This is a genomic window from Collinsella aerofaciens (genome assembly GCF_039836695.1).
Classification (GTDB): domain Bacteria; phylum Actinomycetota; class Coriobacteriia; order Coriobacteriales; family Coriobacteriaceae; genus Collinsella; species Collinsella aerofaciens_BD.
On sequence record NZ_JBDPAC010000005.1, the window covers coordinates 77,037 to 92,027 of the forward strand.

Sequence of the window (14,991 nt, forward strand, 5' to 3'; positions counted from 1 at the left end):
CGTGGCCTTTTGGGTGGTACTTAGCGCCAGGGGTCGGCTTCGAACAGCGGCTCGCGCTCGGGGCGGCGATCGCTGTAGGGATCGTAACCGTCATCGTCCTCGTTCTCGGCGCGGATATAGGGGTCGCGTGGCTTGGGCGCGGGTTTGGGAGAAGCCTTCGGTGCGACCGGTGCGGCGGGCGCCGCCTCAGCCACCGGTGCGGTCGTCTTGTTCTCGTCTTTCATCTGCATAGCTCCTTGCCATGTGCTCACGTTCAACACTATCGATTGTCGCACGAAAAAGGGCGGCGGACCCAATCGGATCCGCCGCCCTTGGCGTTCGGCTCAAAAGGCAGATTTTAAGGCATGCCCAAAATCTACTCGGCGTCGGGGACCTCGTAGGTGGCCGCCGGCGTATTGTCGCACACGACGGTAAAGCCGCCGTTCTTGTCGACATCGACCGTCACCTGATCGCCCTCGCGCACCGTGCCGTCGATGATAGCGGCGGCGATGGCATCCACGACCTCGCGCTGAACCAGACGCTTGAGCGGACGGGCGCCAAAGACCGGGTCCAGGCCGCCCACGGCGAGCATCTGCTTGGCCGCCGGGGTGATGGCAAGCGTCATGCGCTCCTTGGCCAGACGCGCGCGGACGTCGGCGAGCTGGATGTCGACGATCTTCTCGATCTGCGCCATGCCGAGCGGATGGAACACCACGATATCATCGATACGGTTGAGGAACTCGGGGCGGAAGGTCTGAGCCATGGCCGCGTCGACCTGATGGCGCATCTCCTCCTCGTCCTTGCCGGAAAGCTCGGCGATAGCCTTGGAGCCCACGTTAGACGTCATGATAATGATCGTGTTCTTGAAGGACACCTGGCGACCCTGGCCGTCGGTCAGACGGCCGTCGTCAAGCACCTGTAGCAGCACGTTAAAGACATCTGGATGGGCCTTCTCCATCTCGTCGAGCAAGATCACGGAGTACGGACGACGGCGCACGGCCTCGGTGAGCTGGCCGCCCTCGTCGTAGCCCACGTATCCCGGGGGCGCACCGATCAGACGCTGGACGCTGAACTTCTCCATGTACTCGGACATGTCGATACGCACGAGTGCGCGCTCGTCATCGAACAGGCACTCGGCAAGCGCCTTGGCGAGCTCGGTCTTGCCCACGCCGGTGGGGCCCAGGAAGAAGAAGCTGCCGATGGGCTTGTCCGGATCGGAGAGACCCGCACGGCTGCGACGCACGGCCGCGGCCACAGCGGAGACGGCCTCGTCCTGGCCGATGACGCGCTTATGCAGCTCGCCCTCCAGGCCCTTCAGCTTGTCGAGCTCACCCTGCATCATCTTGGAGACGGGCACGCCGGTCCAGGCGCTCACGACCTCGGCGATCTCATCGGAGGTCACCTGTTCGTTGAGGCCCTCGCCGTCCTGCTGCTTTTGTGCCTCGAGCGCGGCCTCGGAATCCTGAATCTGCTGCTGCAGGCCCGGAATCACGGAGTAGCGCAGCTCGGACGCACGGCCCAGGTCGCCGTTGCGCGTCGCGCGCTCCTCTTCGCTCTTGGCCTCGTCAAGCTGGCCCTTGAGCTCCTGCACGTGGTCGATGGCGTTCTTCTGGTTGAGCCAGCCGGCCTTTTGCACGTTGAGCTTTTCCTGAACCTCGGCAATCTCCTGGCGCAGGGCCTCCAGACGCTCCTTGGAGGCGTCGTCAGTTTCCTTCATGAGCGCCTGCTCCTCGATCTGCAGCTGGGTGAGCTGACGCGTGGTGGCGTCAATCTCGACCGGCATGCTGTCGAGCTCCATGCGCAGGCGGCTTGCGGCCTCATCGACCAGGTCGATGGCCTTGTCGGGCAGGAAACGGTCGGCGATGTAGCGATCGGAGAGGTCGGCAGCCGCCACGAGCGCGCTATCGGTGATATGCACGCCGTGGAAGATCTCGTACTTCTCCTTGAGGCCACGCAGAATCGAGATGGTGTCCTCGACGGTAGGCTCGCTCACCATAACGGTCTGGAAACGACGGGCAAGCGCCGCGTCCTTCTCGATGTACTTGCGATATTCATCGAGCGTGGTCGCGCCGATCGCGTGCAGGTCGCCACGGGCGAGCGCCGGCTTGAGGATGTTGCCGGCGTCCATGGAGCCCTCGGTGGCACCCGCGCCCACGATGGTGTGGAGCTCATCGATGAACAGGATGACCTTGCCCTCGGACTTTTGCACTTCCTTGAGCACGGCCTTCAAGCGGTCCTCGAACTCGCCGCGGTACTTGGCGCCGGCGACCAGCGCGCTCATGTCGAGCTCGATGAGGTCGCGGTCGCGCAGGGTGCTCGGCACGTCGCCGGCCACGATACGTTGGGCGATGCCCTCGACGATGGCCGTCTTGCCCACGCCCGGCTCGCCGATGAGCACGGGGTTGTTCTTGGTGCGGCGGGACAGGACCTGAATGGTACGGCGGATCTCGTCGGTACGGCCGATGACCGGGTCGAGCTTGCCGGCGCGGGCCAGATCGCAGATGTTGCGACCGTACTGCTCCAACGCCTCAAACTGGGTCTTGTCCTCGGCAGACGTCACGCGGTCATCGCCACGCAGCTCCTCGTAGACCTGCTCGATGCGCTCCTTGGTGACGCCTGCGTCGCGCAGAACGCGGCCCGCCTCGCCCTTGTCCTCGGCAAGTGCCATCAGCAGATGCTCGGTCACCACAAAGCTGTCGCCCATCTTGGTGGCCTTCTTCTCGGCCTTCTCGATGACGCGGACAAGCTCATTGGAAAGACCCATCTGCTGACCCTCGCCCGAAACCTTGGGCGCGTGGTCGATGGCATCCTGTGTGGAACGTGCGAGCTGAGCTGGGTCGGCACCGATGCGCTCGATAATCACGGAGATATTGCGCTCGCCGGCACCGAGCAGGGCAGACAGCAGGTGGATCGGCTCCACCGCGCCGGCCTGCGCATCGGCAGCCGTGCTCATGGCGGTCTGCAGCGCCTCGCGCGACGTCATTGCTAGCTTATCGATTCTCATGGAATCACCTCTCTTGGGGCGGCCGCCCTACGGGGCGGCTTCACGTTGTTCGAGAAGTATTGTTGCCAGCTTTGCGCGATCTTATACATAAATCTAAGTCTCTATATATAAGATTTTCTGAGTGATTGAGGGATAGGGGTAAAGATGTCGGCCCGCCGCCGCACAGGTGCGCTACCGTCTCAATCTGTAACATCTATCGACCGTTTCTGGCTCCAGATGTTACAGATCGAGACGAATTGTTCAGCGGCACCCGTTTGTCTCAATCTGTAACATCTACTCGGCAAATAGAGCTCTATCTGTTACAAATCGAGACGAACAGAAGACACCTGAATCGAAAATCTAAATCTGTAACACCAGCCCCACTTTTAGCGGCCAAGATGTTACAGATCGAGACAGACCGAAAACCACCACAAAGAGGGCAGGCACCTTTGTGGTGGTCGAGGTCTCTACTCCTTCGCCGAACCCGTACTTCCCGATTCGACGGTCCAGGGCATCTCATCCTCGAACAGCCATGTACGGGCAGACCCACTATCGCGTGCAGTCTGCGGGTCAGGCAAGCAGGTCTGTTTATAGGCATCTTGGATACACTGACCCATAAAATCGTTGAGTTCGGTCTGGTCGCCCTCCATGACATAGGCGACATCGCCGTCCATGATGTAGATGCCCGGACCCTCATTGCCCTCGTAGCCCGGATCGTACGAGACATCACATAACTTGGCGTCGTTTGCAGTGTCCAGCTCGATGGAAGAGTGGCATCCGCCAACCATGTCGTTCGCTTTTGCCCGATAGGACGCATATCCGTACCAACGCTTAAATGTTTTGCCCTTGAGTAGCTCGGACGCCCTATCGATCAGGCTTGTATCCGTGGTATAGCGCATGGCCCCAAGCTGAATACGCGGATAATTGCTAATACCCAGCACAGCCGGCTGCTCATCAAAATCAACGGTAATGGCCTCGGGCTTGTCGTCGCCGGTCAGAAGTTCGACAGATTGAGTCACAGGCTTGACCACCGGCTCCGTCACCGCAGCAGGTAGAAATGCCATACCGACAGCGCCCGCGCCAACCACAGCGATCGCAAGCGCCAAGACAATCAATCCAATACGGGCAGAACGGCTCACGGCAAAACACCCCACAATGCAAACCTTCGCCACCTGCACTAATGATACCGCCAGCTAACACTATTACCAAAAGAAGCCGCGCGCTCCTCACCACCACAAAGGGGACAGGCACCTTTGTGGTGGTTTTCGACGCTAACGGTCGACCATCTCGCGCCATGAGATTAAACTTGAATTGTTCTCTGAACATATCCATTTCTGCCTATCCTCAACAGATCTTTGTCTCGAGGAGCGCATGTGAAGCCGTCTCATTCCACCGGTCGTAACGTCATCGCCATTCTCGCCATACCCATCGTGATGCTCTTCCTTATCGTCATCACGCCCTTTTCTTTTGGTATCGCCTCGCCCTTCGATCTTTGCGGGATGATCGACGCCGGCTCGCGTGCCACCTCGCTCTCCTTTGTCTGCCGTGGCGTGTTCTACGAATATGCAATTCCCACCGGAAGTTGGCAGTCCAAGTTACCGTTGCTCGGCAAGGTCGACGGATGCTCCCCCTATTTCTGCCTTGAACCTCAGGCGCTAAACTATCTAATCGACGACCAGCCACTCGACTCCATCACCCTCGCCTACGACTACGCACCAAACACCGATGAGCGCCACATGAACCAAGTCCTCGACAAGATGCTTGGACAGTGCGGGCTCACCGAGGAGACCGGTCGAACCATCTATAGCAACCAGAAATTAAAGCGAACAGAACTCCGCCGTGTCGGAAAAATCAAAGGGCGAAACGGGGCCGCCTACTGGGATGCCTGGGCAACACGCGACAAAGGCGAATTCGGACACAGCACCTATATGGTCACTGTCTACACCAAAGACGGAATTAAGGACAATGTTGACGATTTCGCGTCATCCAAACTCGGCATCCCCAAAACAACCAAACCCGCCAGCCCGGATGAAATTCTGTAGAGACGCTCATTAGAATGTCGTTCAACGAGCACGGCAACATCGAGCTCGCCCCCACCACCACAAAGGGGACAGGAGCCTTTGTGATGATCTTCGGCCCCGGCGTTCACCATCTCGATCTGTAACATCTAGCTGCCGTTTTGGACCTCAGATGTTACAGATCGAGACGAAATGTTCAGCAGTTCCCGTTTATCTAAATCTGTAACAACTACTCGGCAAATAAGGGTCTACCTGTTACAGAACGAGACAAACCGCGGACCACCACAAAGGTGCCTGTTCCCAATGTGGTGGTTTTCGACAAAAAGAAGCCGCCCCATTAACAGAGGCGGCATCAAGCAGGTCTATTTATTAGCGTCCCTCAAGACCCAACGAAAACGTCGCGGTAGCCCCGGCCACACCTTTCCCTCGGGCGACCCTCGCGAAGCGCGTGAGCACGAGGGAAAGGTGTGGCCGGGGCGTACAGCAGGGTTACTCGGCAGCGGCCTTGAACTTGTTGTAGTTGATCAGGCAGCCGGCCTTGACGATGGCACGCTCCTCCGCCGTCATATCGGCAATGTAGAGCTTAATCTGCTCGACCGCACCGTCGGCGCGCACCACGTAGGCGGCGATGTCCTTTAGGTCGCCATCGAGCGCGGCGCGGATACCCGGCACAAAGACGTAGTCGCCCACCTCAAAGTTGGGCTCGGCCTCCATCTGGAAGGGCACCATGCCCCAGTTCATCACGTTGGAGCGATAGCGCTTGGTGGCGTACTCGTGGACGATGTTGGCCAGACCGCCAATCACGCGCTGGCAGCTCGCGGCCTGCTCGCGGGCAGAACCGTCACCGGGCTTCTTGGCATAGAGCATGGAGCCATACTCGGTCGCCTTGGCATCGGCCGCGACACCCGCGCCGGCCAGTGCCTCAAACACGCCGGCAAGCTCGGCATCGAGCGCCGCCAGGTCGCCTGCGGCCTCGCCGGCCACGCGGCGCTTCTCCACGGCGTCGACTTCCTTGGAACGACCCACGTAGGCCGGGTCACGGCGGCTGAGCGTAAACTCAGCCAAGCCCAGCGGGTTGGAGCGGAAGGAACTCGTCTCGCCCGAAGGAATGAGCTCGTCGGTCGTGGTGACCGGGTCCATGATCTTGGAGCACACCTTGAGCAGGATATCGTCGCCGAGGGGCTCCATCGCGGGCCACGGCTTGATGTTGGGGCCCTCGACCAGCTCGTCGGCCGGCTCCGCCTTGCCAAAGCCCCAGTACACGCGCTTTTTGTACGGCGCGTCGTCAAAGGTGTACTCGCAGGCCTCGTCCCAAGTCTCCTCGGGCAGGTCGGTCGCCGGCGTCAGGATGCCGCCGTTGGCAGCCGTCGCCGCAATGGAGCGGGCGTCCATCAGGGCCACGGCGCTCAGCTGGCCATTACCCGGCTTGGAACCCTCGCGGTTGGGGAAGTTGCGCGTGGTGTGGCGGATGGACAGGCCGTTGTTGGCGGGCGTGTCGCCGGCACCGAAGCACGGGCCGCAGAACGCCGTGCGCACGATTGCGCCGGCCTCCATAAGGTCGTAGATATAGCCGCGACGCGTGAGCTCGAGCGCCACGGGCTGGCTCGTGGGATAGACCGACAGCGAGAACTCGCCGCAGCCGGTGTTGGCGCCCTTGAGCACGCGGGCAGCCTGGACCACGGAGTCGTAGTTGCCGCCCGAGCAGCCGGCGATAACGCCCTGCTGCACGTGCAGCTTGCCGTCGACGATCTTGTCGAGCAGGCTAAAGTGCGTCTTGCCCTCGCCGATCTTGGCAGCCTCGAGCTCCACCTCATGCAGGATGTCCTCGAGGTTCTCGTTGAGCTCGTCAATCTCGAAGCCGTTGGAAGGATGGAACGGCAGCGCGATCATGGGCTTGATGCTCGACAGGTCGACCTCGACGCAGCCGTCATAGTAGGCGACATCGGCGGGCTTGAGCTCGCGGTAGTCGTCGCCGCGGCCGTGCATGGTCAAAAACGCGTGTGTGTCCTCGTCGGTGGCCCAAATGCTCGACAGGCAGGTGGTCTCGGTGGTCATGACATCGACGCCGTTGCGGTAATCGGTCGTCATGCTCGCGATGCCCGGGCCCACAAACTCCATGACCTTGTTCTTGACGTAGCCCTTGGCAAAGACGGCGCGGATGATGGCGAGCGCCACGTCGTGCGGGCCGACGCCGGGGCGTGGGGCGCCCGTGAGGTAGATGGCGACGACGCCGGGATAGGCAACGTCGTAGGTGTCGCGCAGCAGCTGTTTGGCCAACTCGCCGCCGCCCTCGCCCACGGCCATGGTGCCCAGGGCGCCGTAGCGGGTGTGCGAGTCGGAACCCAAGATCATCTTGCCGCAACCGGCGAAGTTCTCACGCATAAAGGAGTGGATGACGGCGATGTGCGGCGGAACGAAGATACCGCCGTACTTCTTAGCAGCCGAGAGACCAAAGACGTGGTCGTCCTCGTTGATGGTGCCGCCCACGGCGCACAGCGAGTTATGGCAGTTGGTGAGCACGTAAGGCAGCGGAAACTGCTCCATGCCCGAGGCGCGCGCCGTCTGGATGATGCCGACAAAGGTGATGTCATGGCTCGCCATGGCATCGAAGCGAATCTTGAGCGCCTCGGGATCTCCGGACGTATTGTGTGCCTGGAGGATCGAATACGCGATGGTGCCACGCTTGGCATCCTCGGGCGTCTGCGTAATACCGCGCTCGGCGGCCTCGGCCGCAGGCACAACCTCGCTGCCGCCGCGCAGGTAGATGCCGTCCTCGTACAGCTTGACCATACTGTCTCCCACTCTGCCCAAAAGATTTGGGCGCATAGCATACATTCGTTCAATATCGTGCCATAGAACGGTTGCAAGTGGGTTACGAATCTGCGCGTTCACTTTATCTCGGTAAAGTAAAGGACGAGCCCGGCGAGGGCCGGCAGATTTGGTGTAAGAGTGTCCCTTCGACTAGTCATTTAAGAACGTCCCCCATGACTACCGCATCCGGAGCAAGGCAACGCCGCAGGTAGAGGACGGACAGCGAGCGGGCCGTATTTCCAAAGTGAGGAACGTCCCCAAGTGCCGCATCCGGGCCATGGCAACGCCGATTTTTTGGCGCGGACAGCGAAAGCCCGCCAGAGCGAGCAAGGTGCCTTGAAACAAGGCGGCATTGATCTTTTGATCATGCCGCCGAAGTTGAAAGGCAGATTGCCGCTCTGACGGGCTTGCAGCGTCAACTGGTTACGCGGGTTGGTAAACCCGCGTAACTACAAATCCCCGCCGGCGCCCAGCAGCTTGCGCATGACCTGTTCGGGGTTAACCGAGCCGTCGCGCGGGGCCAGGGCGGTGATCTTCTTCTGCATCTTGTACTCGTGCAGCTCGTCCTCGAGCTGGCGCGCGCGAGCACGGAGCTTTTCGTTCTCGCGCTCGCGCTCCTCGGCGCGCTCCTTCATATCGAGGATACGCACCACGCCGGCAAGGTTGATACCCTCGTCGGTCAGCTGGTTGATGAGCTCCAGGCGCTCGATATCGGCACGCGAATACAGACGCGTGTTGCCGCCCGAGCGCTGGGGGTTCACCAGGCCCTTGGACTCGTAGACGCGCAGAGTCTGCGGATGCATGCCGGTCAGCTCGGCCGCCACGCTGATCATGTACAGCGGTTTGTTCCTATTGTCCTCGGCCATGCTACCTGACCCCTTTCCGTCTCGTTATCGTCCATCATAAGCCCGCGGGCGTGGGCGTGCGCCGCAACCGCCCTAGTACGTCGCCTTGTAACGATTGACCTTCTCGCGATAGTCGCGCGTGTCGGCCTCGCGCAGCCTGGTCATGGCATCGCGCTCGTCATCAGACAGGTTCGTGGGAACCTGCACCTTGATCTCGACGAGCAGCGCGCCCGTACGGCCACGGTGCTTAACGTCGGGCGCGCCCATCTCTTTAAAGCGGAATTTCTTGCCCGTCTGGGTACCCGCGGGCACCTTCAGACGAACAGTCGCACCGCCGGGCGTGGGCACGTCCACCGTGCAGCCGAGCGCCGCCTCATAGACCGAGACCGGTACCTCCATGGTCACGTCGGCACCTTTGCGCTTAAACAGCGGATGCTCCTCCACGTGCGTGGTCACGACCAGGTCGCCGCGCTCGCCGCCGGCAACGCCGTACTCGCCGCAACGCTTGTAGCGTAGCTTGCCGCCGTCGACCGCGCCCGCGGGAACCGAGACCGTAATGGTCTGCTGCTCGCCCGTCGAGGGAATGCGATAGGTGACCTTGTGCGTCACGCCGCGAAACGCGTCCTCGGCCGTCACATCGACGGTCAGCGACAAGTCGCCGCCCTTGCGCGCGCGGCTGCGACCCGCGCCGGCACCGGCATTACCTGCAGCCCCGGCAAAGCCCGAGCCCCAGTCGCTGCCCCAGGCGCCGTTGCCGCTAAAGATGCTGTCGAAGATATCGCCCCAGCCGCTGGCGCCCGCGCCGGCACCGTAGCCGCCACCATACGCGCCGCCCGCGCCCGGCATGCCGCCAAACATGAGCATCTGGTCGTACTCTTTGCGCTTCTTCTCGTCCGAAAGCGTTTCGTAGGCCTCGCTGATCTCCTTGAACTTGGCCTCGTCGCCGCCGGCATCGGGGTGATATTTTTGCGCGAGCTTGCGAAACGCGCTCTTAATCTCTTTGTCGGAGGCGCTCTTGGATACGCCCAGGATGTCATAGAAGGTTTTGCCTGCAGCCATCGTAGCTCCTCTCCTGTTACGTCCGCCGCCCATGCAGACGACGGCTCATGCTGTCATATGGCACTAGGCCAGAAAGGGCCCCGGGTGTTGCCCCGGGGCCCTTCTCAATTACTCCTCGGTGCTCTCGGCCGTGTCGGCCGTAGCATCCTCGGGTGCCGCTTCGGGCTCCGGTGCGGGGCGCTTCTCGCCGCCGTAGGTCACCGTCACCATCGCGGAACGCAGAATACGATCCGCCATGCGGTAGCCCTTCTGGTATACGTCGTTGACGGTCTCGTCATACTGCGATGCGTCCTCGACGCGACCCACAGCCTGGTGCTCGAGCGGATCGAACGCCTCGCCCTTGGGGTCGATGGGCTCAACGCCCTCATGCGCAAACACGTCGAGCAGCTTGGCATGTACCGCGTCAACGCCATCGACGAACTGCTTAAAGTCGTCGGAAATCTCTTGACTGCGGGCATGGTCGATCGCGCGCTCGATATCGTCAATCACCGGCAACAGCGCGGTGACAAGCTTCTCGGTCGCGCGCTCGCGCTCGGCAATGCGCTCGTTGGCGGTGCGGCGACGGAAGTTCTCCCAGTCGGCCTGCAGACGGGCGGTACGCTCGGTGGCGTCCTTTGCCTTGTCCTCGGCGGCCTTCTGAGCCTCTGCCGCAGCATCGAGCTTATTGCGCACGTCGGCAAGCTCTTTCTGAGCCTGCTCGAACTTGAGCTTAAAGTCGTTGTCGGCGGCTTCTTCACCGGCGCGGATAGCGGCTTCCACCATCTCGTCCTCGGTCATCGTCGCCTCCTTGTTGGAATCCTCTACCTGGTTCTCGGCAGCCTCGGCGGCCGGGGCCTCGTTGACCTCGGTATCGTCTGCGGCCTCTACGGGAATCTTCACGTCCTTCTCCTCAGAGTCAACGGGGGCGGCGCCAGCGGCAGCCGCCTCCGTGCGAGCTTTACGAGCGGACATGATTACTTGTCCTCGTCGTCCACAACCTCGTAGTCGGCGTCGACAACGTCATCGTCGGCAGACTGGGCGCCGGCGGCACCGTCGGTCTGCTGCTGAGCGTCGGCGTAGACAACCTGGGCCAGCTCGTAGGCCACGGACTGCAGGGACTCGCCGGCGGCCTTGATGGCCTCGACGTCAGAGCCCTCGAGCGCCTTCTTGGCGTCGGCGATAGCGGCCTCGGCCTTGGACTTCACATCGGCGGAAACCTTGTCGCCCAGCTCGTTGAGGGTCTGCTCGGTGGAGTAGCACAGGCTGTCGGTCTGGTTGCGGACCTCGACCTCTTCCTTCTGCTTCTTGTCCTCCTCGGCATGAGCCTCGGCGTCCTTGACCATACGATCGACTTCGTCGTCAGACAGAGCGGTGGAGCCGGAAATGGTGATCTGCTGCTCCTTGCCGGTGCCCTTGTCCTTAGCGGAGACCTTGACGATGCCGTTGGCGTCGATGTCGAAGGTGACCTCGATCTGCGGCACGCCGCGGCGGGCAGCCGGGATACCGGTCAGCTGGAACTTACCGAGCGACTTGTTGTCGCGGGCAAGCTCGCGCTCGCCCTGGAGCACGTTAATCTCGACGCTGGTCTGGTTGTCGGCAGCGGTGGAGTAGACCTCGGTCTTGGAGGTCGGGATCGTGGTGTTGCGGTCGATCATCTTGGTCATGATGCCGCCCATGGTCTCGACGCCCAGCGACAGCGGGGTAACGTCGAGCAGCAGGATGCCCTCGACGTCGCCGGTGAGCACGCCGCCCTGGACGGCAGCGCCGTCGGCAACGACCTCGTCGGGGTTCACGGACATGTTGGGCTGCTTGCCGGTCATGGTCTTGACGAGCTCCTGGACGGCGGGCATACGGGTGGAGCCGCCGACGAGGATGACCTCGGTCAGATCGGAGAGCTTAAGCTTGGCGTCGCGCAGTGCGTTGGTGACAGGCTGCTTGCAGCGCTCGAGCAGGTCACGGGTGATCTTCTCGAACTCGGCGCGGGTCAGCGTGTAGTTGAGGTGCAGCGGGCCGGACTGGTTCATGGTAATGAACGGCAGGTTGATGGTGGTCTGCTGGGCGGCGGAGAGCTCCTTCTTGGCGTTCTCGGCGGCCTCCTTCAGACGCTGCAGGGCCATGGGGTCCTGACGCAGATCGACGCCGTTCTCCTGCTGGAACTTGTCGGCCATCCAGTCGATGACGCGCTGATCCCAGTCGTCGCCGCCCAGGTGGTTGTCGCCCGAGGTGGACAGAACCTCAAACACGCCGTCTGCGAGGTCGAGGATGGAGACGTCGAAGGTGCCGCCGCCCAGGTCGAAGACTAAGATGCGCTGGTCGGTGCCCTGCTTGTCCAGACCATAGGCCAGGGCAGCAGCGGTCGGCTCGTTGACGATACGCTTGACGTTGAGGCCGGCGATCTTACCGGCATCCTTGGTGGCCTGACGCTGGGCGTCGTTGAAGTAGGCCGGGACGGTGATGACGGCGTCGGTGACGGTCTCGCCCAGATACTTCTCGGCGTCGGCCTTCATCTTGGCGAGCACCATGGCGCTCACCTGCTCGGCGGTGTAGTCCTTGCCCTCGATGTCGACGACGGCACGGCCACCCTGGCCCTCCTTGACCTCATACGGCACGGTCTTGATCTCTGAGGTGCACTCGGAGTACTTGCGGCCCATGAAGCGCTTGATAGAGAACACGGTGTTCTTGGGGTTGGTGACCGCCTGGTTCTTAGCGGCCTTACCCACAACGCGGTCGCCGTCGGCACGGAAGCCCACGACGGACGGGGTGGTGCGATCGCCTTCAGCGTTTACGATGATGGTCGGAGAACCGCCCTCAAGGACGGCCATGGCGGAGTTGGTAGTACCAAGGTCGATACCAAGAATCTTACTCATTAGAAATTCCCTCTCTCTTGTGCGTTCGCGCCGCCTCGACGGTCTGCCGCGCGGCGCTTCGGCTTGTCTTTCAGGATGTAGTGTATCCCCTTATGGGCCGGAATATACAAAATCTAAGTCAATTCATATAAGATTTCTTATTGCCGAGAGTTTAGGTTCTCAAATGCGCAGGTAGATGCGCTGATTGAGTTCTGGGCAAATCTATCGAGATCTATGTAGAGATGGCTGAGGTTTGGGTCCAGGGGTGCCTGGGGGCCGTCTTGCGGAAAGCTCATCCCGGTTTGAGCGTGGATTCCGGGTCGCAGTTTCCGTCTGAAGGCTCAACCGGAAACCGTATCCCGTTTTGAGAGCTGATACCGGCTCGCATTTTCCGCTAGCGGGCCTAACCGGAAACTGCAACCCGTTTTTCGACAAAATAATGGGATGCGGTTTCCGCAAGCACGCTCAATCGCCCTATATTTCAAGTCACCTTTAGCTAACATTTACGCAGCTCAACGGCCCCACCTGCGTGTTTTTTAGTAAACCTTGGCATACTCGGCGAACGGTATGAAGATGCCGGTCAGAGGGTATTGCAAACGGTCGCTCCCGTGGTATGTTTTTGCCCGAATCAAACCGGCGCGCATCGCCTGTAGCGTCGGTCAACAGAGAGGAAACTACCATGGCTCATCCCGTAATTGATGCCGACGAGTGCATCGCTTGTGGCGTTTGCGTCGACTCCTGCCCCGCTGGCGTTCTGGAGCTCCAGGACGTCGCTACCGTCGCTGACGAGGACTCCTGCGTCGCCTGTGGCGCTTGCCAGGACGCTTGCCCCGCTGGCGCGATCACCGAGATCGTCGAGGAGTAACAACTCCCCCACCTGCACACTCAAAAGTACACCGTGCACAAAAAGGAGGCCTCCGCATCGCCGCGGAGGCCTCCTTTTGCATGTGTGGGCAGCTAATTTGGAGCGGGACCCTTGGCAGTTGCGGTGGAATAGTTCCTGTTTTATGGCTTAGATGCCAATTTTAGGAACTATTTCACCGCAACTTATAGATACAGCGTCGGCTACGAGAGATCATCCTCGTAGGGCATTAAATCGGCAAGGTAGCCTTTCTCCTTGAGCATCGCCTCGATCTCGTCGAGGGTCTGTTCGTCCTCCGCCGCAATGCGATGGAAGTGATAGCCGCTCGTCACCGTTAGTAGCGGAAAGCTCTTGCCGCTCTCGATATCGTGCAGGTAGCGCTCGACATCTCGACGATTGCGAATGTCCAGGTCGGCCGTGATCTTGCCGTACACGCGGTGATTGACGATCACGTTGAGCACGGCGCCGCCGGCGTCGACGATACTCGTGAGCTCATCGCCTGCCTGCTCCACGCTGTGGCGAACCTTGACCAAGCGCGTGGGCACGGCGGGGCTGCTGGGGGCCTCCTGCAGCACATAACCACGGTTGGTGGCCACGACATCGTGCCCATCGGCACGCAGCAGGGCAATATCCTGAACCACGATCTGACGGCTCACGCCAACCTCGCGGGCAAGTGCGCTGCCCGAAACGGGCTCCTTGGCCACCTCGAGCACGTCCATGATGGCACGGCGACGCTCGCGGGCGTTCATTATTTACCGTCCAGCAGACGCAGGTGCTTAAGTGAGAGGTCGAGGATCGGGGCGGAGTGTGTCAGCGCGCCCGAGCTAATAAAGTCAACGCCCAGGTCGGCGAGCGCGCGGATATTGCTGGCGTCCACGTTGCCCGAGCACTCGGTCTTGGCGCGACCGGCGATAAGCTCAATCGCGGCGGTCATGTCGTCATGGGTCATGTTGTCGAACATGATGATGTCGGCGCCGGCCTCCACGGCCTCGCGCACCATGTCCAGGTTCTCGCACTCAATCTCGACCGTCGTGGTAAACGACGCATGGGCGCGCGCCATCTCGATCGCACGCGTCACGCCGCCGGCGGCATCGATGTGGTTGTCCTTGAGCATGACGGCCGTCGACAGGTTGTAGCGGTGGTTGCTGCCGCCGCCAATCTCAACCGCCGCCTTCTCAAACACGCGCATGCCCGGCGTGGTCTTGCGCGTGTCGACGAGCACGGTCTTGGTTCCCTCGAGCGCCGCGGCCATGCTGTGTGTATAGGTAGCGATGCCGCTCATGCGCTGCAGGTAGTTGAGCGCCACGCGCTCGCCCGAAAGCAACACGCGCGCGTCGCCGCGCACCTGGCCCACGTGATCGCCGGCATGCACCTCGTCGCCATCCGAGACATCAAACAGCACCGAGCTCTGCGAATCCAGCAGCTCAAAGGTGCGGGCAAACACATCCAAGCCGGCGATGATGCCGTCGGCCTTGGCGATAAGCTCCACCGTGGCGGGACGCGCCGTGGGGCACACGCTCGCCGTGCTCACGTCCTCAAACGTGATGTCCTCGCGCAGGGCCTGCAGAATCAGATCATCGACGACGAGCTTCATGGTAATGGGATTCAT

General features: G+C 61.4%; 12 protein-coding genes. 2 read left to right on the forward strand and 10 right to left on the reverse strand.

Translation table 11 applies throughout. The features are described from left to right. Positions 1-20 precede the first annotated feature (20 nt). The 3 genes from ABG996_RS04035 to ABG996_RS04045 form a co-directional block, all read right to left on the reverse strand. Entirely contained in the window at positions 21-224 is a 204-nt protein-coding gene (locus ABG996_RS04035) for a hypothetical protein (RefSeq protein WP_347478432.1), read from the reverse strand. A 131-nt stretch (positions 225-355) separates the two neighbouring features. Then, positions 356-2,983: an ATP-dependent chaperone ClpB gene (gene clpB, locus ABG996_RS04040; protein ID WP_347478431.1), complete on the reverse strand. Its 2,628-nt coding sequence runs from the start codon at positions 2,981-2,983 to the stop codon at positions 356-358. Positions 2,984-3,429: 446 nt separating this feature from the next. Further along, positions 3,430-4,101, reverse strand: coding sequence for a hypothetical protein (locus ABG996_RS04045; RefSeq protein WP_347478430.1), 672 nt, complete (start codon positions 4,099-4,101; stop codon positions 3,430-3,432). 234 nt (positions 4,102-4,335) lie between these two features. On the opposite strand from ABG996_RS04045, the gene ABG996_RS04050 reads away from it, so the two are divergent. After that, entirely contained in the window at positions 4,336-5,004 is a 669-nt protein-coding gene (locus tag ABG996_RS04050) for a hypothetical protein (RefSeq protein ID WP_195625028.1), read from the forward strand. Between the two features lie 465 nt (positions 5,005-5,469). Here ABG996_RS04050 and ABG996_RS04055 read toward each other — a convergent pair whose 3' ends face one another. The 5 genes from ABG996_RS04055 to dnaK all read right to left on the reverse strand — a co-directional run bounded on the left by ABG996_RS04055 (position 5,470) and on the right by dnaK (position 12,541). Beyond that, on the reverse strand, positions 5,470-7,770 hold the full coding sequence (locus tag ABG996_RS04055; RefSeq protein WP_347478429.1) for a hydratase: 2,301 nt from the start codon (positions 7,768-7,770) through the stop codon (positions 5,470-5,472). Between the two features lie 470 nt (positions 7,771-8,240). Continuing rightward, complete coding sequence (locus ABG996_RS04060) at positions 8,241-8,657, reverse strand: heat shock protein transcriptional repressor HspR (protein ID WP_347478428.1); 417 nt, start codon at positions 8,655-8,657, stop codon at positions 8,241-8,243. A 72-nt stretch (positions 8,658-8,729) separates the two neighbouring features. Continuing rightward, positions 8,730-9,695: a DnaJ C-terminal domain-containing protein gene (locus ABG996_RS04065; RefSeq protein ID WP_347478427.1), complete on the reverse strand. Its 966-nt coding sequence runs from the start codon at positions 9,693-9,695 to the stop codon at positions 8,730-8,732. A gap of 108 nt (positions 9,696-9,803) precedes the next feature. Further along, the gene (locus tag ABG996_RS04070) at positions 9,804-10,646 is read right to left on the reverse strand and encodes a nucleotide exchange factor GrpE (RefSeq protein ID WP_347478426.1); all 843 of its coding nucleotides are present in this window, start codon (positions 10,644-10,646) and stop codon (positions 9,804-9,806) included. Positions 10,647-10,648: 2 nt separating this feature from the next. Further along, positions 10,649-12,541 carry a molecular chaperone DnaK gene (gene dnaK, locus ABG996_RS04075; RefSeq protein WP_347478425.1) on the reverse strand — a complete coding sequence of 631 codons (1,893 nt, stop codon included), beginning with the start codon at positions 12,539-12,541 and terminating at the stop codon, positions 10,649-10,651. A gap of 592 nt (positions 12,542-13,133) precedes the next feature. On the opposite strand from dnaK, the gene ABG996_RS04080 reads away from it, so the two are divergent. After that, positions 13,134-13,385, forward strand: a complete 252-nt coding sequence (locus ABG996_RS04080; RefSeq protein WP_158564522.1) for a ferredoxin family protein — start codon at positions 13,134-13,136, stop codon at positions 13,383-13,385. Positions 13,386-13,585: 200 nt separating this feature from the next. Here the strand turns inward: ABG996_RS04080 and ABG996_RS04085 are convergent, their stop codons facing one another. Further along, positions 13,586-14,131 carry a transcription repressor NadR gene (locus ABG996_RS04085; protein WP_055310045.1) on the reverse strand — a complete coding sequence of 182 codons (546 nt, stop codon included), beginning with the start codon at positions 14,129-14,131 and terminating at the stop codon, positions 13,586-13,588. After that, on the reverse strand, positions 14,131-14,991 hold the full coding sequence (gene nadC, locus ABG996_RS04090; RefSeq protein ID WP_347478424.1) for a carboxylating nicotinate-nucleotide diphosphorylase: 861 nt from the start codon (positions 14,989-14,991) through the stop codon (positions 14,131-14,133). Before nadC ends, ABG996_RS04085 begins: the two co-directional genes overlap by 1 nt.